17 protein-coding genes and 5 tRNA genes are annotated in these 24,724 nt (G+C 71.4%); 11 read left to right on the top strand and 11 right to left on the bottom strand.

Features of this window, described 5'->3' with window-relative positions; translation table 11 throughout:
• Positions 1 to 118 precede the first annotated feature (118 nt).
• Together JXZ78_RS21005 and bldC are read left to right on the top strand one after the other, a co-directional pair.
• Positions 119 to 955, top strand: a complete 837-nt coding sequence (locus JXZ78_RS21005; RefSeq protein WP_030024842.1) for a DUF8083 family protein — start codon at positions 119 to 121, stop codon at positions 953 to 955.
• A gap of 538 nt (positions 956 to 1,493) precedes the next feature.
• A complete protein-coding gene (gene bldC, locus JXZ78_RS21000) occupies positions 1,494 to 1,700 on the top strand; it encodes a developmental transcriptional regulator BldC (protein WP_003980577.1) in 207 nt (68 codons plus the stop codon).
• 523 nt (positions 1,701 to 2,223) lie between these two features.
• Here the strand turns inward: bldC and JXZ78_RS20995 are convergent.
• The 3 genes from JXZ78_RS20995 to hrpA all read right to left on the bottom strand — a co-directional run bounded on the left by JXZ78_RS20995 (position 2,224) and on the right by hrpA (position 7,086).
• Positions 2,224 to 2,550: a DUF6274 family protein gene (locus tag JXZ78_RS20995; RefSeq protein ID WP_033040247.1), complete on the bottom strand. Its 327-nt coding sequence runs from the start codon at positions 2,548 to 2,550 to the stop codon at positions 2,224 to 2,226.
• Positions 2,551 to 2,837: 287 nt separating this feature from the next.
• Positions 2,838 to 2,912: transfer RNA gene (locus JXZ78_RS20990), tRNA-Asp, on the bottom strand.
• A gap of 109 nt (positions 2,913 to 3,021) precedes the next feature.
• A complete protein-coding gene (gene hrpA, locus JXZ78_RS20985; RefSeq protein ID WP_030024838.1) occupies positions 3,022 to 7,086 on the bottom strand; it encodes an ATP-dependent RNA helicase HrpA in 4,065 nt (1,354 codons plus the stop codon).
• 245 nt (positions 7,087 to 7,331) lie between these two features.
• Here hrpA and JXZ78_RS20980 point away from each other — a divergent pair, with 245 nt between their 5' ends.
• On the top strand, positions 7,332 to 8,447 hold the full coding sequence (locus JXZ78_RS20980; protein ID WP_030024837.1) for an ABC-2 transporter permease: 1,116 nt from the start codon (positions 7,332 to 7,334) through the stop codon (positions 8,445 to 8,447).
• Positions 8,448 to 8,611: 164 nt separating this feature from the next.
• Here the strand turns inward: JXZ78_RS20980 and JXZ78_RS20975 are convergent.
• From JXZ78_RS20975 to JXZ78_RS20960, 4 genes are all read right to left on the bottom strand, one after another.
• Positions 8,612 to 8,688 (bottom strand) — tRNA-Phe (locus tag JXZ78_RS20975).
• A gap of 4 nt (positions 8,689 to 8,692) precedes the next feature.
• Positions 8,693 to 8,767, bottom strand: a tRNA-Asp gene (locus tag JXZ78_RS20970).
• Positions 8,768 to 8,815: 48 nt separating this feature from the next.
• Positions 8,816 to 8,888 (bottom strand) — tRNA-Glu (locus JXZ78_RS20965).
• A 175-nt stretch (positions 8,889 to 9,063) separates the two neighbouring features.
• The gene (locus JXZ78_RS20960) at positions 9,064 to 10,758 is read right to left on the bottom strand and encodes a metallophosphoesterase family protein (RefSeq protein WP_238783268.1); all 1,695 of its coding nucleotides are present in this window, start codon (positions 10,756 to 10,758) and stop codon (positions 9,064 to 9,066) included.
• Positions 10,759 to 10,879: 121 nt separating this feature from the next.
• On the opposite strand from JXZ78_RS20960, the gene JXZ78_RS20955 reads away from it, so the two are divergent.
• The 5 genes from JXZ78_RS20955 to JXZ78_RS20935 all read left to right on the top strand — a co-directional run bounded on the left by JXZ78_RS20955 (position 10,880) and on the right by JXZ78_RS20935 (position 16,587).
• Entirely contained in the window at positions 10,880 to 11,230 is a 351-nt protein-coding gene (locus tag JXZ78_RS20955) for a metallopeptidase family protein (RefSeq protein ID WP_003980582.1), read from the top strand.
• A gap of 282 nt (positions 11,231 to 11,512) precedes the next feature.
• Positions 11,513 to 12,061, top strand: a complete 549-nt coding sequence (locus JXZ78_RS20950) for a hypothetical protein (RefSeq protein WP_050503059.1) — start codon at positions 11,513 to 11,515, stop codon at positions 12,059 to 12,061.
• Between the two features lie 337 nt (positions 12,062 to 12,398).
• Complete coding sequence (locus JXZ78_RS20945; protein WP_238783267.1) at positions 12,399 to 14,675, top strand: DEAD/DEAH box helicase; 2,277 nt, start codon at positions 12,399 to 12,401, stop codon at positions 14,673 to 14,675.
• Between the two features lie 346 nt (positions 14,676 to 15,021).
• A tRNA-Lys gene (locus JXZ78_RS20940) sits at positions 15,022 to 15,097 on the top strand.
• A 404-nt stretch (positions 15,098 to 15,501) separates the two neighbouring features.
• On the top strand, positions 15,502 to 16,587 hold the full coding sequence (locus tag JXZ78_RS20935) for a PP2C family protein-serine/threonine phosphatase (RefSeq protein WP_030024508.1): 1,086 nt from the start codon (positions 15,502 to 15,504) through the stop codon (positions 16,585 to 16,587).
• 45 nt (positions 16,588 to 16,632) lie between these two features.
• Here JXZ78_RS20935 and JXZ78_RS20930 read toward each other — a convergent pair whose 3' ends face one another.
• Positions 16,633 to 17,685 (bottom strand): DUF2332 domain-containing protein, encoded by a 1,053-nt coding sequence (locus JXZ78_RS20930; RefSeq protein WP_030024507.1) that lies wholly within the window; start codon positions 17,683 to 17,685, stop codon positions 16,633 to 16,635.
• A gap of 575 nt (positions 17,686 to 18,260) precedes the next feature.
• Between JXZ78_RS20930 and JXZ78_RS20925 the strand changes: the two genes are divergently transcribed.
• The 3 genes from JXZ78_RS20925 to JXZ78_RS20915 all read left to right on the top strand — a co-directional run bounded on the left by JXZ78_RS20925 (position 18,261) and on the right by JXZ78_RS20915 (position 22,203).
• Positions 18,261 to 19,421, top strand: coding sequence for a M23 family metallopeptidase (locus JXZ78_RS20925; protein ID WP_030024506.1), 1,161 nt, complete (start codon positions 18,261 to 18,263; stop codon positions 19,419 to 19,421).
• A gap of 396 nt (positions 19,422 to 19,817) precedes the next feature.
• Positions 19,818 to 21,188 carry an MFS transporter gene (locus JXZ78_RS20920; RefSeq protein WP_238783278.1) on the top strand — a complete coding sequence of 457 codons (1,371 nt, stop codon included), beginning with the start codon at positions 19,818 to 19,820 and terminating at the stop codon, positions 21,186 to 21,188.
• Positions 21,189 to 21,261: 73 nt separating this feature from the next.
• A complete protein-coding gene (locus JXZ78_RS20915) occupies positions 21,262 to 22,203 on the top strand; it encodes an aldo/keto reductase (RefSeq protein WP_030024504.1) in 942 nt (313 codons plus the stop codon).
• Positions 22,204 to 22,262: 59 nt separating this feature from the next.
• Here the strand turns inward: JXZ78_RS20915 and JXZ78_RS20910 are convergent, their stop codons facing one another.
• The 3 genes from JXZ78_RS20910 to JXZ78_RS20900 form a co-directional block, all read right to left on the bottom strand.
• On the bottom strand, positions 22,263 to 22,568 hold the full coding sequence (locus tag JXZ78_RS20910; RefSeq protein ID WP_078624674.1) for a hypothetical protein: 306 nt from the start codon (positions 22,566 to 22,568) through the stop codon (positions 22,263 to 22,265).
• A gap of 175 nt (positions 22,569 to 22,743) precedes the next feature.
• Entirely contained in the window at positions 22,744 to 22,953 is a 210-nt protein-coding gene (locus tag JXZ78_RS20905; protein WP_157851744.1) for a hypothetical protein, read from the bottom strand.
• A gap of 251 nt (positions 22,954 to 23,204) precedes the next feature.
• Positions 23,205 to 23,483: a hypothetical protein gene (locus JXZ78_RS20900; RefSeq protein ID WP_030024502.1), complete on the bottom strand. Its 279-nt coding sequence runs from the start codon at positions 23,481 to 23,483 to the stop codon at positions 23,205 to 23,207.
• Between the last annotated feature and the right edge of the window lie 1,241 nt (positions 23,484 to 24,724).

The raw sequence follows: 24,724 nt of genomic DNA, 5'->3' as shown, positions 1-24,724 counted from the left end.
GACGATTTGCCGTATCCCGAGCCGGGTGGCGTGAGTCAACTCCCGGTACTTTGCACCTCTTTCTCATTCTTTGCGGTAGTTCTGCGGACGTCACGTTGTAGGAGACAAAGGAGCGGGCGTGGCCCTGGCGTCGTCGGTGATGGTCCCGTACGCGGCATATCTACGGGTCTACGAGCCGCTCGCAGCGTTCCCCGAACCGGAGCGCTCCTACTGGGCGCGCTATGCCCGGCGCGCCGAGACCCCCACGGTTCAGGACGAACTTCGGCGGTCTCTGGCCGATTTGCTGCCGACCCCGCCGGTGCCGGTCCGGGTCCACGAGAGCAGCGACGCCTTCGTCACGGTCGTGGACGGCGTGACGTGCGTCTGCCCCTGGCGGACGCGGCTGCGCGGCTGGCAGGCCCTGGAGGAGCTGTCCGAACTCCTCCCGGCGCCCGTGCTGGACGCGGCGCTGCCCCCGGTGGTGCGGCGCCAGGCGGCCGCGGACTACGAGGAGTGGCTGGAGCGCAATCCGGACGCCCGGCCGTGGATCCGCACCGCCACCTGGCACGTACCGGTGCGCTGGTTCGCGCTCTTCGGCGACGGCGAGCGGGAGTACACCAAGAGCGAGCACGGGCCGGTGCTGCGGTACCGGACGCCCATGGTGCAGGCGCGGCGCCGGGTGGCGCGGGGCCTGCGCACGCTGCGCGACTCCCTGGAGGAGGGGCCGTTGATCGACGGCCTGGTGGACGTGGGCCGCTGGCTGGAGGAGTTCCATCCGCGGGCACTGGTGGAGCTGGACTACGGCGGGCTGGTGCACGCGGTGCCCGAGGGGCAGCTCGCCGAGGACCGGTCGGCCGCCGAGGTGGCGGAGGGGCTGGCCGCGTTGCGCGAGGGGGACAGCGACCGGGCCGGCGAGGCGTACGAGAAGCTGTCGGACCGCTGGCGCGAGGTGCGCGAGCGTCAGTTCGCCAGCTGAGGCGGGCGCTTCCGGCGCCACGGGACGTTCCGCGGGACGACAAAATGATCTGCGGCCGCCGAGGCTCGTGCACACTACTGACACGGGGGGCGTGGGACGTAGGTCCCGATCCGGGCGATTGCCTCAAGGGTGACCTAAAGCACTGACTTCGGGCCTTGCGGCCAAGCCATACCCTCGTGCCAAAATAGGACAAGGAGCCCGACAAGGGCCCCTTCCGCCCTACTAAGGGCGGATAGTTCGGTATTGCGCTCCTTGGTGGGTCTGGTGGCGGCTGGTCACCGTGTGACTGATCGTCACGGTGGGGTGACTGTCCGCTATGGCATGGTCCATCGGCTTCCGCCGAGGTTGAACACCTGAGAGGGCAATTCCATCGGTTTGGCCGACGTGGCTGGACAGATGGTGTAGTTGTAGTGCCGAGGACAAGCCGTTCGTCCTATAACCGACTCGGCCCGCGTCCGCCATTTCGGGCAACGCGGGTCAAGGTGCAGAATTTAGAGGAAAGAACCGTGATGGTTCGGTTCTCCCGAGGAGGCCGCTCATGACCGCTCGCACCCCTGACGCCGAGCCGCTGCTTACCCCCGCCGAGGTCGCCACGATGTTCCGCGTGGACCCGAAGACGGTGACCCGCTGGGCCAAAGCAGGCAAGCTCACGTCCATCCGCACGCTCGGAGGACACCGGCGCTACCGCGAAGCCGAGGTTCGCGCTCTGCTCGCGGGCATTCCGCAGCAGCGCAGCGAAAGCTGAACAACCGCATGACCGGGCTGTTTTCGGGCCCCCCAACCCGATGCCGGCCCATGGAGCCCCACCCGGCTCCGCCCAGCACCACCTAGCACCACACAGCACCACTTAGCTTCACCCAGCTTCATACGACGCGGAGCCTGCCCCAACAGGCCCCACACCCGCACCATCTGGGTACGTCATCGATCGCGCTGGACTCCGCCGGGTCCAGCGCGATCTTTTTTGTGCGCGCGCTCCCGTGCGGGCGGCCGGTCCGGCCGGCTGGACACCGCCCGCGGGGGCCGCCGGGGCGGGCCCCCGCCGTTCTCCGGTCCAGTCCAAGGACTGCCGGGCGGGCGGTGCAATTGCACATATTAAATTGACCGGGTGTAGGGCGGCCGTAAGATTCCCGGTTCCTGAAACCCGGGCGGTGACACCCGTCACAGCCCGGGAAGGTTGTGGCGCCGACGCCGCTGCGATAGAGGGACGGAGCGCCCTGGCTCCTCTCAACAGCCTCCCACCGCAGGGCCGGTGGGGAACGCGCCGTTGGTCACCGGGCCGGGGGACTTTGGTCCCCACCCGCCTCCGCGGGCGACGCGGCGGGTGCGACCGCCTCCGTCGACGGCGCTTGCCGGGACGCCGGGTCCGAGCCCGGTGCGTCTTCAGAAGCCGTGGAAGGCCCCCTGGAGGGCCGCGCGGACGCCCGGGCGGCGGAGTCGGCGGCCGGTGCGCCGGCGGCGCGGCTGCGGGGCTCCATGGCGAGCCGCAGGAGGCGGGCGCACACGGGGCAGTGGCGGGTCAGGTGGCGATAGCCCGTGGCGGCCGACAGGTGGGCCCGCAGCAACGCCCTGGTCTCATGCCTGGCGGCTGTCGACATCGCCCACTCCTCCCGGCCCCGCGCCCTTCCTCGTGACTACCGGTGGTACGTGCCCCCGTCAATACGCACATCGGCCCGGGCCCGTACGACCCGGACCTTCAGGCCACGGGGTGGAGCATCGCTCCCGTCCACACTCCCCCACCGCGGGGCGGGGCAAACGGCCCGCAGCCGGCGAGTGGGTACGGCCCGGACGGCGGCCGGTCGCGGCGCCGCCGCGCGCTCCCCGGCGTACGCCTGCCGCAACGCGAACGGCCCGCATCCTCGGAAGGATGCGGGCCGATCAACTGCGGTCCTGACGGGATTTGAACCCGCGGCCTCCACCTTGACAGGGTGGCGAGCACTCCAAACTGCTCCACAGGACCTTGGTGCGGCTTCCGCTTGCGCGGTGCTGCGAAACAAGACTCTACAGCAGGTCAGGGGGTGCGGTCGAACTCGGTCCCGCGGGGCCGCCCGGAGGGGCCCCGCGGCCGGTCAGGCCTTGGGCACCGCCGCGTCCACGGCCTTGACGATCCGTTTGTCGGAGACCGGGTACGCGGTGCCGAGCGCGTGCGCGAAGTAGCTCACCCGCAGCTCCTCGATCATCCAGCGGATCTCCCGGGCCTCGGCCGGCACCGGCCGCCCCTGGGGGTACTGCTCCAGCAGCCAGGCGTACTCGTCCTGCATCTCCTTGACCTTCGCCATCCGGGAGCGGTCCCGTTCGGCGTTGTTGGGGAGCTGCTGGAGGCGGCGGTCCACGGCGACCAGGTACCGCATGAGGTCCGGCAGGCGCTTGGCGCCGTGCGCGGTCACGAATCCGGGCTTGACCAGGGCGGCCAGCTGTTCCTTGACGTCCGTGAGGGAGGGGAGCAGCGAGGCGAAGGCGGTGGCCTTCAGGCGGCGCTCGCACGCCTGCCAGGCCGCCAGCACCTCCCGTACCTGCTGGACCGTCTTCATCGTCGCGTCCACCAGGTCGGCGCGGACCGCGTCGAAGAGCTTGCGGAAGGACTCCTCGTCCCAGGCCGGGCCGCCGTGCGCGGCGATCAGCCGGTCGGCGGCGGCGGTCACACAGTCCTCGAAGAGGGCCTGTATGGAGCCGTGGGGGTTGGCGGACAGTGCCAGCTTCTGTTGATTGGTGAGCTTGCCCTGCGCGAACTTGGCTGGGTTGCTCTGGATATTCAACAAGATCAAACGGCGGGTGCCGGTCCACATCGCCGTCTGCTGTTCCGCCTCGGTGTCGAAGAGGCGTACGGCCACGCTCGTGCCCTCGTCGACCAGCGCCGGGTACGCCTTCAGCGGCTGGCCGCCGCGCCGGGTCTCGAAGGTGCGGGGGAGCGTGCCGAGCGTCCAGGACGTCAGGCCGGTGCGCTGTTCCAGGCCGGCCGGCGTCCCGGCGCCCGCGGACGCGCCGTCCCCGCCGCCCTTGGCGGGCCGCTCGGCGGCCTGCGCGAAGGCCTTGCTGAGGGCCGCCTGCGTCTTCGGCTTGAGTTTCAGGCGCAGCGCTTCGAGGTCCTTGGCCTCGGCCAGCTTGCGGCGGCGCTCGTCGACCACCCGGAACGTGATCTTCAGATGGTCCGGGACCTTGGCCAGGTCGAAGTCGGCCGGGTCGACCGGGACGCCGACCATCCGCTGGAGCCCGGCCGCCAGGGCCGTGGTCAGGCCGCCCTGGAGGGGCACGGTCGAGTCCAGGAAGCGGGCGGCGAAGTTCGGCGCCGGCACGTAGTTGCGGCGGATCGGTTTGGGCAGCGAACGGATCAGTTCGGTCACCAGTTGTTCGCGCAGGCCCGGGATCTGCCAGTCGAAGCCTTCGGAAGAGACCTGGTTGAGCACCTGGAGGGGGACGTGGACGGTCACACCGTCCGCGTCCGCGCCCGGTTCGAACTGGTACGTGACGCGGAACTTCAGCTTCCCCTGCCGCCAGGAGTCCGGGTAGTCGTCCTTGGTGACGGCCTCGGCGGACTCGTTGATGAGCATGGAGTGCTCGAAGTTGAGCAGCTCCGGCTCGTCATGGCGTTTCTTCTTCCACCACGCGTCGAAATGGGCACCCGACACGATGTCTTCGGGCAGCCGCTGATCGTAGAAGTCGAAGAGCGTCTCGTCGTCCACGAGGATGTCGCGCCGCCGGGCGCGGTGCTCCAGCTCCTCGACCTCGCCGAGCAGCTTGCGGTTGTCGTGGAAGAACTGGTGGTGGGTGCGCCAGTCGCCCTCGACCAGGGCGTTGCGGATGAACAGGTCCCGGGAGGTCTCCGGATCGATCCGCCCGTAGTTCACCTTCCGCTGGGCGACGATCGGCACGCCGTACAGCGTCACCCGCTCGTACGCCATCACCGCGGCCATCTTCTGTTCCCAGTGCGGCTCGCTGTACGTCCGCTTCACCAGGTGCTGGGCCAGCGGCTCGATCCACTCGGGCTCGACCTTGGCGTTCACCCGCGCCCACAGGCGGGACGTCTCGACCAGCTCCGCCGACATGACCCAGCGCGGCGGCTTCTTGAAGAGCGCCGAGCCGGGGAAGACCGCGAACTTGGCGCTCCGGGCGCCCAGGTACTCGTTCTTGGCGTCCGTGTCCTTCAACCCGATGTGCGAAAGCAAACCGGACAGCAGGGAGGTGTGGATGGGGTCGGGCGCCGCGTCCTGCTCGCTGAGGTGTACGCCCATCGTCTTGGCGACCGTCCGCAGCTGCGAGTAGATGTCCTGCCACTCGCGTATCCGCAGATAGTTCAGGAACTCGCCCCGGCACATCCGGCGGAACGCCGACGAGGACAGTGCCTTCTGCTGCTCGCGGACGTACCGCCACAGGTTCAGATACGCCAGGAAGTCGCTGGTCTCGTCCTTGAAACGGGCGTGCTGCTGGTCGGCCTGCTGCTGTTTCTCGGCGGGCCGCTCGCGCGGGTCCTGGATCGACAGCGCCGCCGCGATGACCATGACTTCGCGTACGCACCCGTTGCGGTCGGCCTCCAGCACCATCCGGGCCAGCCGCGGGTCCACCGGCAGCTGGGAGAGCTTGCGCCCCAGCGGGGTGAGCCGCTTCTTGGGGTCCTTCTGCTTCGGGTCGAGCGCGCCCAGCTCGTGCAGCAGGTCCACGCCGTCCTTGATGTTGCGGCGGTCCGGCGGGTCGATGAACGGGAACTTCTCGATGTCGCCGAGGCCGGCCGCGGTCATCTGCAGGATGACGGAGGCCAGGTTCGTGCGCAGGATCTCGGCGTCGGTGAACTCCGGCCGGGTGAGGAAGTCGTCCTCCGAGTACAGCCGGATGCAGATGCCGTCGCTGGTCCGGCCGCAGCGGCCCTTGCGCTGGTTGGCGCTGGCCTGCGAGACCGGCTCGATCGGCAGCCGCTGGACCTTGGTGCGGTAGCTGTAGCGCGAGATCCGGGCCATGCCGGGGTCGATCACGTAGCGGATGCCCGGCACGGTCAGCGAGGTCTCCGCGACGTTGGTCGCGAGCACGATCCGGCGGCCGGTGTGGCGCTGGAAGACGCGGTGCTGCTCGGCGTGCGACAGGCGCGCGTACAGCGGCAGCACCTCGGTCTGCGGCAGGTTCTTCTTGTTGAGCGCGTCCGCCGTGTCGCGGATCTCGCGCTCGCCGGAGAGGAAGACCAGGATGTCGCCGGGGCCCTCGCCCCGCAGCTCGTCCACGGCGTCGCAGATCGCGGTGATCTGGTCGCGGTCGCTGTCGGTGCCGCCCTCCTCCAGGAGCGGGCGGTAGCGGACCTCCACCGGGAACGTACGGCCGGAGACCTCGACGATGGGCGCGCTCGGGGCCTCCTCACCCTCCGCGGGGCCCGCCTCGGGCGCTCCTACGGAGGCGAAGGAGCCGAAGTGCCGGGCGAACCGCTCCGGGTCGATGGTCGCGGAAGTGATCACGACCTTCAGGTCCGGCCGCCGGGGCAGCAGCTGCGCCAGGTACCCGAGGATGAAGTCGATGTTGAGGCTGCGCTCGTGCGCCTCGTCGATGATGATCGTGTCGTACTGGCGCAGCTCGCGGTCGGTCTGGATCTCCGCGAGGAGGATGCCGTCCGTCATCAGCTTCACGAGGGTGTCCGGGCCCACCTGGTCGGTGAAGCGGACCTTCCAGCCGACCGCCTCGCCCAGCGGGGTCCGCAGCTCCTCGGCGACCCGCTCGGCGACCGTACGGGCGGCGATCCGGCGCGGCTGGGTGTGCCCGATCAGACCGCGGACGCCGCGGCCCAGCTCCAGGCAGATCTTGGGGATCTGGGTCGTCTTGCCGGACCCGGTCTCGCCCGCGACGATCACGACCTGGTGGTCGCGGATCGCTGCGAGGATCTCGTCCTTCTTCTGGCTGACCGGCAGCTGCTCGGGATACGTGATCGCGGGCAGCGCGGCGCGGCGCTGCGCGACCCGCAGCTCCGCCTCCTCGATCCCGGTGGCGATCTCGGCGAGCACGGCCGCGCGGGCCTCGGGCTTACGGATCCGGCGCGCGCCGTCGAGCCGGCGCCCCAGCCGCTGCTGGTCGCGCAGCATCAGCTCGGGCAGCCGCTCCAGGAGAGCGGGCAGGGAGGGGGCGGCACCGTCGGGCCGGGCGGAGGCAGGCTGACTGGACATACGTCCCCCAGGATCTCACCTCCGTGAATACGGTGGCGAACGAATTGCCGCCGGTGCGGGGCCGGGAGGGCTCCCGAGCGCGGGCGGGGTCCCCGCGCGGCCGTACCGGACGGACCCTCCCGGCCGTTTCCGACGGGCCCTCCCGGCGGTTTCCGACGGGCCCTCCCGGCCGTACCCGGCGGCCCTTGCGCACGGTGGGCCGACCACCAGGGGAATGTCCGGGATAGGTGCTTTAGCGTGGCCTTATGTCTGATCAGCACGGTGACCTCCCCCAGCCGCACGGCGCCCACGGACGGCCTCCCACCGCGGCCGAGAGATGGACCGCCTTCAAGAAGTCGCCGTTCCTGCCCGCCACCGTGCTGGTCTTCATCCTCGCCGTCGCCGCCGGCCTCTTCGCGGGCTCGTACACGTACACCATGGCCAACCCGACCCCGCGGCACATCCCGACCGCCGTGGTCGGCCCGCCGGACTCTCCGCACGGCAAGGCCTTCGCCGACGGCATGGAGAAGGCCCTGAACGCCTCCCTCCAGCTGCACGCGTACGACTCGTACGCCGCCGCCCAGGAGGGCATCGAGGAGCAGGAGGTCTTCGCGATCCTGCGGGTGCGGGACAAGAGCGTGGAGCTGGACGTGGCCGGGGCGGCCGGCGCCCAGGTGGCACAGGTGCTGGAACAGGCGGGGCCCAAGGTGGGCCAGGCGGTCGGCGTGCCGGTCGAGGTCAAGGACCTCAAGCCGCTCCAGGAGGGCGACCCGCGCGGGCTCGCCCTCTTCTACATCTCGCTCGCCGCGGTGATCATCGGGTTCGTCGGCGCCATCCAGCTGAGCGTGCACGCGCGCGGCCTCAATCCGCTGGAGCGGATCGCCTTCACGGTGCTGTACGCGCTGCTGGGCGCCTTCGCGATCGCCGCGGTCGTGGACTGGCTGCTGGGGGCGCTGGACCTGCCGTTCGTGGAGTCCTGGCTGATCCTGGCGCTGACGATGTTCACGTCCGGCATGGTCTTCACGATGTTCAACACCCTGATCGGGCGCTGGGCGATGATCCCGACGTGGGGCCTGATGGTGCTGCTGGGCAACCCGTCCTCGGGCGGCGCGGTCTCCTGGCCGCTGCTGCCGTCCGTCCTCGGGCACATCGGCCGCTGGCTGCCGCCGGGCGCCTCGGTCAACGCGCAGCACACGGCCGTCTACTTCGGCGCCTCGCAGCACCTCTTCCCGTTCCTGGTGCTGGCCGGCTGGGCGCTGGTCTCGTGCGCGGTCTTCTGGACCTGGCGGCACCGGCACCCGGGCGGGCGCGAGGTGGGCGCGCTCACCTCGGGGGCGCACCGGGCGGGCGCGCCGGCCGCACCGGACGCGCCGGGCGCCTGACGCACGCGGGGCCGGGCCTTCGGGGTCCGGCCCCGGTTTCCGCCGTACGGGTGGATGGGGGATCGCATACGGGTGGGCCGGGCGGGCCGGATTCCCCGGGGCGGCTTCCCGAGGGACCGCATGAAAAAGGCCCCGATCCGAAGATCGGGGCCTTTTCCCACTGCTGGTGGCTGGGGCCGGGGTCGAACCGGCGACCTATCGCTTTTCAGGCGATCGCTCGTACCAACTGAGCTACCCAGCCACAGCGGTCCTGACGGGATTTGAACCCGCGGCCTCCACCTTGACAGGGTGGCGAGCACTCCAAACTGCTCCACAGGACCTTGCACTGTGCGAGATCAAGCGTACCTGCTCTCGCACACGGTAATGCGTGCCCCCAACGGGATTCGAACCCGTGCTACCGCCTTGAAAGGGCGGCGTCCTGGGCCACTAGACGATGAGGGCTGATGGCCCGCCTTGGTGCCTTGTGGGGCGCCGTCGGGGACGTGAGAAGCATATGGGATGCAGGGACCGTTCGCCAAAACGGTTTGTTCGAGCCCCTCCGAGGAGGTGTTCGGCGCGGGATCCGACGGGCGGATGGGGCGGGTGACGCGCCGCGCTCCCCGCCCGCCTCGCGGGCCTACGGAGGGCCGGGGGAGGCCGTGCCGGGAGCCGTCGTGCCGGGCGTCCCCGCGCCGGGACCCCTCGTGCCGGGCGTCCCCGCGCTCGGGGACGACGAGGCGCCCGGCCGGTTCTCCTGCGGCAGGTGGCGGCTGACCTCGGCCTTCGACAGCCCCAGCCCGCCGAGCGTGATCTCGTCCCACGCCTGGAGGCGCCGGGTCTCGCGGTCCAGGTAAAGGACGGACGCCTGCACCGGAGCGGGCTTCTTGCCCTGCACCGCGCGCAGCCCGCCACCGCCCGTGGAGCCCTCGATCATCAGCCGGGTGCCCCGGGGGAGCACGCTGTTCTCGCGGTGGTGGACATGACCGGCCAGCGCCAGCGGAACCAGACCGTCCGTCTCGGACGCCGCGACCGGGTTGTGCGCCAGCGCGATGTCCACGGGCGTCCCCGCGAGCCGCTGCGTACGGAGCGAGTCGGCCAGCTTGCCGCCGGCCGTGCGTTCCGAGAAGTCCCCCTCCGCGACGACCGAGCGGTCCGGGGTGAACTGCGGGTCGCCGACGCCGGCGATCCGCAGCCCGCCGACGCTGACCGCCCGCCCGTCGTCGAGGACCATGGCGTTCTTACGGGTGGCCAGGTACTTCTGCGTCGTCACGGAGTCGTGGTTGCCGCGCACCCAGACGTACGGCGCGCCGAGCGTGGCGACCGGGTCCAGGAAGGCGTTCTCGGCGGCCGAGCCGTGGTCCATGGTGTCGCCGGTGTCAATGATCACGTCGATCTTGTACTGCTTCACCAGGGACTTGACGATCTGCCAGGCCGCCGGGTTGAGGTGGATGTCGGAGACGTGCAGCACCCGGATGGTGGTGGGGTCGGGCGCGTACGCGGGCAGGGTCGAGGTGGCTTCGTAGAGCTTGGTCACGTTCGTCACCAGGCGCGCCAACTCCCGCTGGTAGACGTCGAACTCGCTGACGATGTTGCGGGCGTTGCCGACCACCGAGGGCGCCGAGGACAGCAGCCCGGAGAACTTCGGCTCCAGGACCGATTTCGGGTTCCAGGTGGCGTACGCGGCGGCGCCCGACGAGGCCAGCAGCACGAGCGCCAGCCCGCCCGCGGCCAGCGCGCGGCGCGGCCGCCGGTAGACGGCCAGCCCCAGCGCGGTGGCGCCGGAGACGACCGCGACGCAGGAGCGGAAGGCGAGGGTGCCGGTGCCGCTGACGACGTCGCGGGTGACCTGTTCCTGGAGGCCGGCGAAACGTTCCGGGTGGTCGACCAGGGCCTGGGCCCGTACGGGATCCAGCCGGTCGACGTCGACGTCCAGCCGTATCGGCGCGTGGTGGCTGCGCAGCTCCAGGGCGCCCAGCGGCGAGACGTTGATCTTCGTGCCGCCGGAGAACGACGGGCGCAGTGTCATGTTCGTGTCCACCGGCCCCACGGGAGCGTGGATGCTGCCGACGATCAGCAGTCCCAGCCAGGCGCCGAGCAGGGTGACGGCGATCAGGCCGAGGGCGCGGGCGTACGGGTGCGGGGTGTGGGTGAGGGTGCTGGTGGGGGCGGTGCGGTGGGAGCGGTAGTCGTGGAGCACCGCGGCGGGAAAGCCCCGTAACCGGGCGAGCGAGGCGCGGAGCAGCCGGGACACAAAGGAGCCGGGGTGACCGGCGGAGCCGGAGGAGTCGGAGGGGCCGGGGGAGGAGCCCCCGGGCGGCGCGACACGGGCCATTGGGCGCGTATTCCCGGGCGCCGCGCCCGTCATGCCCGGAAAACGGACCTCGCGCGCCGGTGCCGCAGGCGGCACCGCTCGGTACCGCCGCCGAACGGTGGCGTGGCGGACAATGGGTGGTGTGCTGGAGATGACGCGCGAGGAGTTCGAGGAACTGGTGGCCGAGGCGCTGGACCGGATCCCGCCGGAGCTGACACGGCTGATGGACAACGTGGCGGTGTTCGTCGAGGACGAACCACCGGCCGAGGACCCCGACCTCCTGGGGCTGTACGAGGGGACGCCGCTGACCGACCGCGGCGAGTGGTACGCGGGCGTGCTGCCCGACCGGATCACGGTCTACCGCAACCCGACCCTGCGGATGTGCGAGACGCGGGAGGACGTGGTGGCGGAGACCGAGGTGACCGTCGTGCACGAGATCGCGCACCACTTCGGCATCGACGACGAGCGGTTGCACGCGTTGGGGTACGGCTGACGGCCTGACGGCCTGACGGCCTGACGGCCTGACGGCCTGACGGCGGTCCGGTGGGGTTCGCGTACGGCGCGGAGGCGTACGGCCGGAGCGCCCGTGCCGGCCGGCGCGGCCGGTTCGCGGCATTCGTGGCGTTCGGGACGGTGCCGCCGGTACCCGGGGCCGAGATCGGGCCCGTACGGACGCGATCTCGTGCCCGCGGCGCGTGTCCTCGGGTGCCCGGCGGGAGTTGGGCAGGGCGTTCATCTCCGCAGTCTCCGCGCTCCGGATCCGGAGGTCCCGCCCGTGCGCCCGATCGCTTCCCCCCTTCCCGGCCCGGCCCTGAACCGGCTCGCCGCCGCCGTGGCCGCCGCCTCCGCCCTGGCCGCGTCGCTGAGCGGCTGCATGAGCGTGAGCGACGCGGAACCGCCCAAGCCGTCGGGCTCCTCCGCGCGGCCCGACGGCGGGCCCGCGCCGGACGGCGGCACGGTGGACACCCGCGGCGGGAGCCCGGACCGCAGGGGGCGTACCGGCGGCGGCCACGGTGTGGAGGGGCACGCGGGGGCGCCCGCGAGCGACCACACGCCCTCGGCGCACGAGACGGAGCCGGAACCGGAACCCGCTTCGGGCGCCGCGCCCGGCCCGGAGCAGCCCGGACCGCCCGGCAGCGGCCCCGCCGCGCCCGGACCGCCGCGGCCCGGCAGCAGCCGCCCCTCCTCGACCGCCCAGCCGCCCCGTACGACCCCGACCGTGAAGCCGACACCGAGCGCCAGCCCGGACCCGCAGCCGAGCACCCCGGCGCCTACCCCGTCGTCCCCGCCGCCCGCGCCCTCGAACCCGGAGGGCGGGGGATAGCGACAAGGCGGGGGAGTGGCGTACGGGGCGGCTGGGCGGGGGACGTCGGAGCGGGCGTGGTGCGGGTGGGGGCCGGGGTGGGCGAGGTGCAGGGGTGGCGGCAAAAGGCCAGGTGACAGCGGTGGGGAACGGGGGTTCGGGAGGGCATTTGCCTTCCGGGGGTTGGAGTGAGTATGGTGGTAGATCGTTTGATCCCATTTGCCCGGCGCATGATGCAGCGCCGTGTGGCGCGTTCTCTCCCTTGCCGTGGCTGACCGCATTGAGGCGGTCGTTTGTGAAGTCTCACGGAGTTTGGGCGCGTGCCTGTGCCGAGACTCCGGAAGGTTTCGCATTTCGCATGTCTGTTTCCACTGATCAGTCCGTCCTGCCCGCTGCCGACGAGCAGGCTCCCCAGCAGGACCAGCCGCAGGACCAGGCCGTCGTCGAGGCGCCTGCCGAGGTGACCGGAGCGGCCGAGCCGGCCGCCGACACCGACGCCGACACCGACGTCGACGCCTCCGCCGACGCCCCCGCCGAGGACGCGACCCCGCAGATCACCTTCGGTGACCTCGGCCTCGACGAGAAGATCGTCCGCAAGCTGGCCGCGAACGGTGTCACCACCCCGTTCCCCATCCAGGCCGCGACGATCCCCGACGCGCTGGCCGGACGCGACATCCTCGGCCGCGGCCGTACCGGCTCCGGCAAGACCCTCTCCTTCGGTCTGCCGCTGCTCAGCCGCCTGGCCGGCGGCAACACCGCGAAGAAGCGCCCGCGCGGCGTCATCCTCACCCCGACCCGTGAGCTGGCCATGCAGGTCAGCGACGCGCTGCAGCCGTACGGCGACGTCCTGGGCCTCAAGCTCAAGGTCGTCTGCGGCGGTACGTCCATGGGCAACCAGATCTACGCGCTGGAGCGCGGCGTCGACGTCCTCGTCGCCACCCCCGGCCGGCTGCGCGACATCATCAACCGCGGCGCCTGCTCGCTGGACGACGTCGAGACCGCCGTCCTGGACGAGGCCGACCAGATGGCCGACCTGGGCTTCCTGCCCGAGGTCACCGAGCTGCTCGACCTGATCCCGTCCGGCGGCCAGCGGATGCTGTTCTCCGCCACGATGGAGAACGAGATCGGCACCCTGGTCAAGCGCTACCTGACCAACCCGGCGACCCACGAGGTCGACGCGGCCCAGGGCGCGGTCACCACCATGACCCACCACGTGCTGGTCGTGAAGCCGAAGGACAAGGCGCCGGTCACCGCCGCCATCGCCGCCCGCAAGGGCCGCACCATCATCTTCGTCCGCACCCAGCTCGGCGCCGACCGCGTCGCCGAGCAGCTGTGCGACTCCGGTGTGCGCGCCGACGCGCTGCACGGCGGCATGACGCAGGGCGCGCGGACCCGCACGCTGGCCGACTTCAAGGACGGTTACGTCAACGTCCTGGTCGCCACCGACGTCGCCGCCCGCGGTATCCACGTCGACGGCATCGACCTGGTCCTGAACGTGGACCCGGCCGGTGACCACAAGGACTACCTGCACCGTTCCGGCCGTACCGCCCGTGCGGGCCAGTCCGGCACGGTCGTCTCGCTGGCCCTGCCGCACCAGCGCCGCCAGATCTTCCGCCTGATGGAGGACGCGGGCGTGGACGCCTCGCGCCACATCGTCGGCGGCGCCGGCGCCTTCGACGAGGACGTGGCCCGGATCACCGGCGCCCGCTCGCTCACCGAGGTGCAGGCCGACTCGGCGACCAACTCCGCCAAGCAGGCCGAGCGCGAGGCCCAGGAGCTCTCCCGCGAGCTGGAGCGCGCGCAGCGCCGGGCGACCGAGCTGCGCGAGGAGGCCAACCGGCTGACCGCCCGCGCCGCGCGGGAGCGGGGCGAGGACCCGGAGGAGGCGATCGCCGCCGCCGAGGCCGCCGTGGAGGAGGCCGCCGAGGCCGTCGTACCGGCCCAGGCCGCTCCCGAGGCCGACGAGGCGCAGCGCCGCTCCTCGTACCGCGACGAGCGGGGCAACTACGAGCGCCGGGACCGCCGGGACAACGACCGCGGTGACCGTGGTGACCGTGGCGGCTTCCGCCGTGACGACCGCTCCGGTGGCGGCTTCAACCGCGACCGTCGCGACAACGACCGCGGCGACCGCGGCGGCTTCAACCGTGACCGCCGCGACGACCGCTCGGGCGGCGGCTTCCGCCGTGACGACCGTTCCGGTGGCGGCTTCAACCGCGACCGTCGCGACGACCGTGGCGAGCGCGGCGACCGTGGTGACCGTGGCGGCTTCCGCCGTGACGACCGTTCCGGCGGTGGCTTCAACCGTGACCGCCGTGACGACCGCTCGGGCGGTGGCTTCAACCGTGACCGCCGTGACGACCGTTCCGGTGGCGGCTTCAACCGCGACCGCGGCGACCGCCCGAACCGTTCCTTCAACCGTGACGACCGCTCCGGCGGCCGCTCGGGCGGCGGCTACCGCTCCGGTGGCGGCGACCGTCCGTACAACCGTGACCGCCGCGACGACCGTCCCGCCTCGGGCGGCTACCGCTCGGGCGGCGGCGACCGTCCGCACGGCCGCCGTGACGACCACCGCGGCCACGGCACCAGCTCCTTCGGCCGCCGTGAGGACAAGCCGCGCTGGAAGCGCAACGGCTGACGGAGTCCGTGACGCCTGAGGGCGTCCGTGACGCCTGACGGAGTCTGTGACGCTCGATGGAGTCTGTGACTTCTGACGTCGTCCGTGACACCTGACAAAGTCGGTGCCGTCCGACGGCGTCGCTCTCCACGACCGCGGGGCCCGCGCCACGCCTCCGTACTCCGGTACGGGGCGGGCGCGGGCCCCGCGTCTCAACTGCGTTCCCCGTGCGGCCCTTTGACCGCGCTCCCCGCCGTACGGCAGCCTCGTGCGCCACGCCCGCCCCGAAGCGGACGCGGCGCCTCCGCCGGTCCGATGGCTAATGCCTTCGGGCTGCGGCGGGAACGCGGGCTATGCTGCTCGGTGCGGGCCATTAGCTCAATTGGCAGAGCAGTGGACTTTTAATCCATTGGTTCAGGGTTCGAGCCCCTGATGGCCCACCAGGTACGAGCCGGAGGCGAGCCCTCCGGTCCACCGCACAGCGCCCCCGCCGGGAGTCCCCGGGCGGGGGCGCTGTCGTATGCCCGCCGCCCCTTCCCCCCGCCCGGCCCGCAGCCCCTTCCCCCCGCCCGGCCCGCAGCCCCTTCCCCCCCGCCCGGACCGCTGCTCGTTCCGCCGTCCCCGACGTCCGGTCCGCCGCCCCCGTCGGCTCCGTATGACCCGTACGGCCCCATCTGATTCGCCCCCCGGCCCGGCAGCGGAAAGCCTTGGGACGGCGGCGGTGGTCGTACGGGCGGGCGCGGGCCGCGGCCCGGCTGCGACGGGAGTGGGAGGCAGGCCGGTGCGGGTGCGTCGAGGCGGCAGGGGCCGTACGGGCGAACGGGAGCGGCGGCGCCGCCGCTCCGGCATGTCGCCGTTCGGCCGGCGGCTGGTCTGCTGGCTGCCGCTGATCCTGCTGGTGGCGGGGCTGGTTTTCGACAGCGGCACCCCCGACCGGTACACGGCCGCGCCCTTCTTCTCCGCCGCTCCGCTGGTGGCGGCGCCGCTGTACTCGCTGGGCAGTACGGCCGTCATCGCGGCGGCCGCCGTCTTCGCCGAGACCTGGGTCGTGACGTACCACGGGGGCCGCGACGCCAACCAGTCCTTCACCGAGGGCCTGACCGTCCTGGTCGTCGCCGTCCTCGCGCTGGGCATCAACCGGGTCGTACGGATGAGCGACGCCCGGCTCGCCTCCGTACGGGACGTCGCGGAGGCCGCCCAACGGGCCGTGCTGCCGACGCCCGCCGAACGCATCGGCGGGCTGGCGGTCGCGGCGCGCTACGTGGCGGCGCAGGCGGACGCCCGGATCGGCGGCGACCTGTACGCGGTCCAGGACACTCCGTACGGCGTACGGCTGATCGTCGGCGACGTACGGGGCAAGGGCCTGGAAGCGGTGGAGGCCGCGGTGATCGTCATCGGTGCCTTCCGGGAGGCGGCCGAGCAGGAGGCCAGTCTGGAGGCAGTGGCGGGGCGGCTGGAGCGCGCGCTGCAGCGCGAGGGCAGCCGACGGGAGGGCCTCGACCAGTTCGAGGGGTTCACGACGGCCGTACTGGCGGAGCTGCCCTCGGACGAACACGCGGCGCTCCGCGTCCTCAACCGCGGCCATCCGGCACCACTGCTCCTCGCCCCCGACGGCGAACTGCGCGAGCTGACGCCCGCGTCGCCCGCGCTGCCGCTCGGCATGAGCGAGGTGGCCGGCTGGCCGGACCGGGCGGACGAGACGGCCTGCCCCGCGGGCTCGATCCTGCTGCTCTTCACCGACGGCGTGACCGAGGCCCGGGACGCAGGCAACGTCTTCTACGAGCCGGCGAAGCGGCTGCGCGGGCGGGTCTGGGCCTGCGAGGGGCCGCAGGCGCTGCTGGACGCGCTGGTGGCGGACGTGGCGGCACACACAGGCGGGGAGACGGCGGACGACATGGCGTTGCTGGCGGTGCAGCGGCCTCTTAAGGGGTGAGGGGGCCGTGGCCACAGCCCCGGAACATCAGCCGATGCCCCGGCCTCACAGCCACTGCACGTTCTGCCCGTACAGCCACTGCACGCTCTGCCCGTGCTGGCCGGTCAGCGCGACAGCCCGCTCGTCGAGAGCCAGCGTCAGCAGCCGCTCCGTCACCTCCAGGGGCTGCGCCGGGCGGGGTGTGGTGATCCACGGGAGCACGGAACGGTACTCGTTGGAGACCCAGTGCCCGGGGCGGTCGCGCTCCCGGAGAACGGTCCGTACGAGCCGGGCGAACTCCTCGCGGCGTGCCGGGGGCAGGTACGTCAGCACGGAGGTGTGGAAGACGACGAGCGTCGCTTCGGGCGGGGCCTCGGCGGCCAGTGAGGGCAGTGCGTCGAGCAGGTCGCCGCGTACGACCCGGGGACGCGGCGCGGACCGTACGGCTTCGATGGCGGCCCGCTGCCGCCGTACGCGCTCGTCGGTGGCGCCCGGCCAGACGAGAGCCTCCAGCCAGCGCACGTCGTCGGGGTCGGCCGGGTCGAGGGGGGCGAGGTCGATGCCCGCACGCCAGGCGATGTCCGGGACACGATCGGGTACGGGGGTGTCCGGCCCCGTACGGCAGGCGAAGACCGCGGCGCTGTCCGGGGCCCCGAACTCCGGCCGCTCGTCGTAGCGATAGCGGTAGCGGTCCGGGTACAGGCACAGCCCCGCCGACGCGCCGACCTCCAGGAGGGCCAGCGGCTGCGGGAGCCGGGCGAGCAGGGGCAGCAGGGTCGCGCAGCGGGCCGGCTCGTTGGTCTGCGTCAGGCGCCGCATGACGACGGCCCTGACCTGCTCCCAGTGGCGCAGGGTCCACTCACGCCAGCCGCGGTACGCCGCGTCGCCGCGCGGCCCGTGCTCGGCGTAGGGGCCGTCGAGGTAGCGGACCGCGGCGAACAGGAGGTTGGGCTGCTGCTTGTTGCCGGCGGGCAGGGAGCGCGCGAGATGGCCGCAGAACTCGGGGTCGTGGCCGATCCGCGCGGCCAGCTCCTCATGGGCGTCGGACTGCCCCCGTGCCTGGTACCAGGCGAAGTCCACGTACCGATCCGCCAGTGCCTGCGCGCTGTTGACGACCATGATCAGACGTTACTGCGCTCACAGGGGGTGAGTGCCGGGCACCCCTGCGCATAACGACTCCCGCACAATCGCGCATCACAGGTTTGAAGGGCGCTCGGCAACTCGGCCTGTTTGTGCCTCGATGGGCGTTTAAGCTCAGGCCAAAGCTATCCCAAAGCGCCCATGAATTCGGTGGAACGCTTGGTATCGGACCACGGTTTCTATTACAGTCCGATAACGCAGCGCGGTCGTCCCAGCCGTCGCAAGAGGCGGCACCGTGCGCCGACGCCTAATCCCGTCAGCAGGTTCACAACTGAATCACCGTTGGGGCATCGCTGGACCGGCCGTGCGGCCGGTGCCGTACCAGCGCGTGTCCGGGGAACCGGGGAACCACCACGTTGGGGTGCGCCGGGCCGGAGGGCCGCCGATCCGTCGGAAGCCGCCCGCCGTCCGCCGTCCGTGGCAGACCTTCCAGCTCTGCACACCCCAGCGCCTGAACGACTCCGGAGGCCCGTCCCCCTCCGGCGCCGGACCGGCCTGGAAGGCGGCTCCACCACTGACCCGGTAGGCGAGAGGAAGGAAAGGAGTGCGCCCCCGTGGCGTCCAACAGCCCTGCCGACTCCGGCCCCGAGACTCCTTCCGGCGCCGTTCCCGGCGCCTTCGACCCGTTCCTGGCGTTCGGCGCGGGCGCGGGCGCGGGCACGGGCGGCGCTGCTGCGGCCGGTGCCGATGCCGCTGCCTCCGCTCCCAGCACTGTTCCGGCCGCCGATGCCGGGTGGTTCGCGGCCGAGCCCGGTGCGTTCGACACCGGCACCTGGGAGGAATGGAATCCCCCCGAGGAGTCCGCACGCCCCGCACGCGGCAAGCACCGGGTGGCCGGCAAGCAGCGCGGCGGACTCGCCCGCAGCGGTACGGCCCTGGGCGTCGGCGTGATCGCGGCGGTCGGCGCCGGCGGTGTGGCCTCCGCCGAGGGGAAGCCGCAGGTCGCGATATCGCTGCCGGATGTCGGTGCATCCGGAGCCGACGCGGCTTCCTCGGACGTGGCCTCCTCGGACGCTGTGGAGGCCGGCACCGAGCCCATCGGATCCGCATCCGCATCCGCATCCGCACCTGCCGCCGTCTCCGCCGCTCCCGCCGTCTCCGCCGCTCCCACCGTCTCCGTCCCTTCCACCGGGGTCGGGCCGGGTACGAGCGGCACGTACGGCATGCGCGGCACGGGCGACGTGCACGGCACGAGGGCGGGCCAGTCCTTGAACGACCACGTCATCCCGCAGACCGACCAGCAGCAGAGCAGCGCCGCCGAAGAGGAACGTCTCGCCGCCACCGGCTCCCAGAACGCCGCACAGCCCGCGACCGCGCACGCCCGCCGCTACGTCACCCCGCTCTCCACCTACACCCTCGCCGCCGGGTTCGGCCAGGCCGGCGACCGCTGGGCGGCCCACCACACGGGCCTGGACTTCGCCGCCCCCGCCGGCACCCCGGTCAAGGCGATCCACGGCGGCACGATCACGCAGGCGGACTGGTCCGGCGCGTACGGCTACCGGGCCGTCCTGACCCTGGACGACGGTACGGAACTGTGGTTCTGCCACCTGTCTTCCCTGGTGCGGACCTCAGGCCGGGTCGCCGCCGGCGACCTCGTCGGCCGGGTCGGCGCCACTGGCAACGTCACCGGCCCCCACCTCCACCTCGAAGTACGCCCGAGCGGCACCCCGGTGGATCCGAAGCCGTGGCTGCGCGATCACGGAATCAGCATCTGACCCCGGAGCTTCTCCCCCTCCCCTCCCACCTCCTGCACGACACGCGCGCCGCACCGGGAGGACAGATCGGCCCCGCCGACCCCGCCTCCTGGAGAATCCCTTCCAACCTGGGCATTCCCCCTGCTTCGCGCGCTGTCCGCCGGGCACTCGGATGGATGCGCCGCCGGGGTGACCGGCCCCGGCCCGGTACAGGAGGGTGCGATGAGTCCGAACGACAAGGCAGGGGACACGCCGGGCACGAAGGACCACCGAGCAGCCGCGACGCCCGCAGACAGCGCCCCGAGTATCCCCGCCGCCAGCTCCGCCCCCACCTCCGCCCCTTCCCCCGGCGCCCCCGCCATCACCACCGACGTCCCCGCCCGCCTCGACCGTCTCCCCTGGTCGCGCTGGCACTGGATGGTGGTCGTCGGCCTCGGCACGGTGTGGATCCTCGACGGCCTGGAAGTCACCGTCGTCGGCAACATCGCCGGCCGCCTCTCCGAAGAGGGCAGCGGGCTGCCCATCTCATCCGCCCAGGTCACCGGGGTGGCTGCGGCACTGTACGTGGCCGGTGCCTGCCTCGGCGCGCTGTTCTTCGGGCGGCTCACCGACCTCTTCGGCCGTAAGAAGCTCTTCCTGATCACCCTGGCCGTCTACCTGGCCGCCACCGCCCTGACCGCGGTCTCCTTCTCCTCCTGGTGGTTCTTCCTCTTCCGCTTCCTGACCGGTTTCGGGATCGGCGGCGAGTACGCGGCGATCAACTCCGCCATCGACGAGTTGATCCCCTCCGCCTACCGGGGCCGCGTCGACCTCGTCATCAACGGCAGCTTCTGGCTCGGCGCGATCGGCGGCTCCCTGCTGTCCATCGTCATGCTGGACACCAGCGTCTTCCCCATCGATGTCGGCTGGCGGCTGACCTTCGCGCTCGGCGTCGTTCTCGGCCTGGTCATCCTCCTCGTACGCCGCAATGTGCCCGAGAGCCCACGCTGGCTGTTCATCCACGGACGGGGTGACGAGGCGGACCGACTCGTCACCTCCATCGAGCAACAGATCACCGAAGAGAAGGGAGAGCGCCTCCCGGAGCCCGACGGCGAGATCACCATCCACCCCCGCAAAAGCATCGGCTTCCTCGAAATCGGCCGCACCGTCTTCTCGCGCTACCGCCGGCGCGCCGTCCTCGGCCTCGCCCTCTTCATCGGCCAGGCGTTCCTCTACAACGCCGTCACCTTCGGCTTCGGCGCCATCCTCACCTCGTTCTTCGACGTGTCGACCTCGCACACCGGCTACTTCTTCGCCGTCATGGCGGCCGGCAACTTCCTCGGCCCGCTCCTGCTCGGCAAGCTCTTCGACACCGTCGGCCGCCGCGTCATGATCTCCGGCACCTACCTGCTCTCCGGCGTACTCCTCTTCGCCACCGCCTGGCTCTTCGCCGCCGGCCATCTGACGGCCACCACCCTCACCGCCTGCTGGTGCGTGGTCCTCTTCTTCGCCTCGGCCGGGGCCAGCAGCGCGTACCTGACCGTCTCGGAGATCTTCCCGATGGAGACCCGGGCCATGGCCATCGCCTTCTTCTACGCGATCGGTACGGCCGCGGGCGGCATCAGCGGCCCCCTGGTCTTCGCCGAACTGACGGAATCCGGCGTGGCCGCCGACACCGCGCTCGCCTTCTGCATCGGCGCCGCCCTCATGTGCCTGGCCGGCCTGACCGCCGCCTTCCTGGCCGTACGCGCCGAACGCCGCTCCCTGGAAAGCATCGCCAGCCCGCTGTCCACGGCCCCCGGCGCGTGACCCGACCCCTCTGCCTCCCGTTTCCCTCCCCTCAGCCGCGACGTGATACGGCTCCCCCTAGTTTGGATAGATCATGAACGCGAAACAGAAGTCCCTCGGCTCCCTGTCCGTCTCACCGCTCTCCCTCGGCGGCAACGTCTTCGGCTGGACCGCGGACGAGCCCCAGTCCTTCGCCGTCCTGGACGCGTACGTCGCCGGCGGCGGCAACTTCATCGACACCGCCGACGTCTACTCGGCCTGGGTGCCGGGCAACAAGGGCGGCGAATCCGAGACCGTCCTCGGCAACTGGCTCGCCTCCCGCGGCAACCGCGACCAGGTCGTCATCGCCACGAAGGTCGGCGCGCACCCCGACCACAAGGGTCTCGCCCCCACCACCATCAAGGCCGCCGTCGACGCCTCCCTCACCCGCCTGCGCACCGACTACATCGACCTCTACTACACCCACTACGACGACGAGTCCCTCGCCGTCTCCGACTTCCTCCCGGCCCTCGACGAACTGGTCAAGGCCGGCAAGGTCCGCGAGATCGCCGCCTCCAACATCTCGGCACCGCGCCTCGAAGCCGCCCTGACCTTCTCAGCCGACGAGAACCTGGCCCGCTACGTAGCCGTCCAGCCCCACTACAACCTGGTCTCCCGCGACACGTACGAGGGCGACCTGGCCGACACCGCCGCCCGCCACGGCGTCTCCGCCATCCCGTACTACGCCCTGGCCTCGGGCTTCCTCACCGGTAAGTACCGCCCGGACAGCGACGTGAACAGCGCCCGTTCCGAGTCGGCCGCCAAGCACCTGGCCACCGACCGCGGCCGCAAGGTCCTCGCCGCCCTCGACACGGTCGCCACCACCCACCAGGCCGAACACGCCACCGTGGCCCTCGCCTGGCTCGCCGCCCAGCCCACGGTCGCGGCCCCCCTCGCCAGCGCCCGCACGGTCGACCAGCTCCCCGCCCTCATGTCCGCCGCCGACCTCTACCTCACCAACGAGGACCTGACCCTCCTCAACGAGGCCTCGGCCTGACCGCACCCCACAAAAGGGCGTGGGCGCGCACCCAGTACGCACCCACGCCCTCCTTCTTCCTACCGACCGCGCCGATCAGCAACCACCCAAGAAGCAGCCCCCACAACCCCCGCCACCGCAAACACCGAAGGCCAGGCCCCCACCTTCTTGGCCAACGGATGCGACCCCGCAAACGCCGCCACATAGGCCCCACTCAACAGCGCAGCAGCCTTCCCCCCAGCCTTCCGCTCCCACTCCCGAGCCGCCACAGCCCCCGCAGCCGCCAAAGCCACCCCACCCAGGGGCCGCTTCTTGGTCCAACGGGCTACGGCGTAACCGCCTACGAGCCCGCCTGCCGCTATCACTGCCGCCGGCACCTGCGCCATGTCCGGAACCTCCGTATCAGGGATCTAGATGTTTGCGACCCTACGCCGGCCGTGCGGAAGCAGGCCGGCGGCGTGGTGTCGCACGGCAACGCGGCCGGCAGATGCCTGCCGACCGCGTTGCCTATCGCTATTCGGAAGGGGCGTGCGCCCCCCGCAGAAGAGCAGCGTTACTTAGTTACCTACGACCGCCCCTGGTGGCGACGACCTGAAGCCACGTCCAGCAGATCATCGACACGGCGGACAGGACCACCAGTGCCCAGAGCTGCTGCGAGTCCGCGGGCGCACGGTCCGTGAGGATCAGGTAGCCGACCGCGGGCGTGCAGAAGGGCAGCCCGACCAGAGCCAGGGAGGCGTTGCCGCCCCGGTTCATGGGATCGTTATTCATAGCGTCTACTTCCTTGTCTAGAGGCTTGGGGGTGACGCGGCGCCCGCCGCTTCGTCCTGGGCTAGGTTGGGAGCGGCGGGCTGTCCTTTGTGTCTGCGCCGAACAGCGCAGGCGGGCTCCCGTTGGGAGGAGCCTGGCCCCGTGAACCGTCTGGGTAAGAGGTCGTGGGCTGGATGACCGTTTCTCCTTTCATGTGGAGGGTGGTTACGTGAGGTCGCGGGGCGGTCCGGTGGCCCGCCGTCGGCGGTACGTCAGGCGGGCTGGTCCAGGGCGGCACTGACCAGCACCGAAGCGTCCTCGACCTGACCGGCGTCCAAGAGCGTGCTCACGATGTGCAGCACGGCGCGGAGGTCCCGCGCCGCGGCGCTGGTCAGCATCGTCGTAGCGGCATCCGTACGGCCTGCGGCCCGGTACCTGCTGACCGCGTCCCGGACCTCGTCAGGGGAGTGGCTCCGGCCGGCGTGCCACAGCAAGGTGGCGGCATCAGCGTCCCGTCCCGAGCGCAGATGCTGGAGGGCTTCGTCCTCCACGAGCCCGTGAGCTGGAGCTGTACCCCTCTCAGGGGAAGGGCGGGTCTGGGGCACCGGGGCGTGAGGGGCAGCGGAACCATCGCCAGAAGGCAGGTGGCCCTGCCGCCTCAGGATGGCCTTCCGGTGCGCCTCCAGTACCTGCTCCAGCGGTGGAGGCGGTTGTCCCGTCGCCGACTGTGAGGAGTCGGCGAGATCCCAGAGTCTCCGCAGTACGTCTTTCGAAGGGGTCCGGCGCCCGGTTGTGTACTCCGTCAGGGAGGAGGGTGCGACAAAGACCGTGCGCGCGATAGCCCGCTGGCTCACCTGCGTACTGCGCCCCAGCGCACACAGATGGGCAACGAGCTTCGCCAGGTCCTGTTCCTCGGTCGCGAGGTCAGCGCGAGGCTCGGCACTTACCTGTCCTCTCGGCGGCACGGTACGGATTCCCTTCTGCGGGTATGGCGGGGTGACGGGCGAATAGGCATGGAGGGGGATAGCCAGGTTCCTCAGGGTGCTTTCTCGTGGCCAACAGAAGTCTTGCACGAGTAGCTGACGAGAAGTCAACAGCTGTTGCGTGACATTGCGATTGCTGAAGGTATGACGACGGTCTGCGGCCCCAAGTTCCCAGGATTGACGATTTCCCTGACCCTAGCTCATGTGCCGGGACGCGCCAGTGGGGGCGACGCCGCATGGCGTCGGATTTCTGGTCGGCGCACCGCCGACTGGTTTGCCCAGATAGGCCCGGTTGTTCGGTTTCCATTCTGGAAACGGAATGCTTGCTTCCGGTCTCCTCGCGAACACTCGGCGGTGGGTGCCGGTCCTGTGAGCTGGAGTTGCCGAGGAGCGCGGGGGCTGGCAAAAGTGCAGGTCAGCGACTCAATGGTCCGCCTGCTCGTGTTCGCAGGGTGTTCGCGCCCCTCCCGCTTCGCGATGCTGGCGGCGGGAAAAGTTCTCGCCGGTCGGTTAATTCGAAGGGACCGGCAAGCGGGTGTCGCCGCAGAGGGGAGGCCGGTTTTGCCGCCCACGCCGCCGACGTGAGATGGAACCTGTGACGAGGGTCACAAAAACTTGGTCAGAATGCCCGGTTGTACTGTATGCGGGTCGCGAAGTCAATGGTTTCGTATTCGCAATCTCGCGAATGCGGGACGGGGGGAGCTGTATTGAATTCTGGCGTTCGGCATGGATCCTTGAAAGGGTGACCGGCCGCGGGCTGGTGTTAGGTGTCGCGCGTGCATGGGTGGCGGGGAAGAAGGTGTCCATCG

Source organism: Streptomyces monomycini (genome assembly GCF_022271435.1).
Lineage (GTDB): Bacteria > Actinomycetota > Actinomycetes > Streptomycetales > Streptomycetaceae > Streptomyces > Streptomyces monomycini.
The sequence above is the reverse complement of the archived record's forward strand: the minus strand, read 5'-3'. Positions and strand labels throughout refer to the sequence as shown.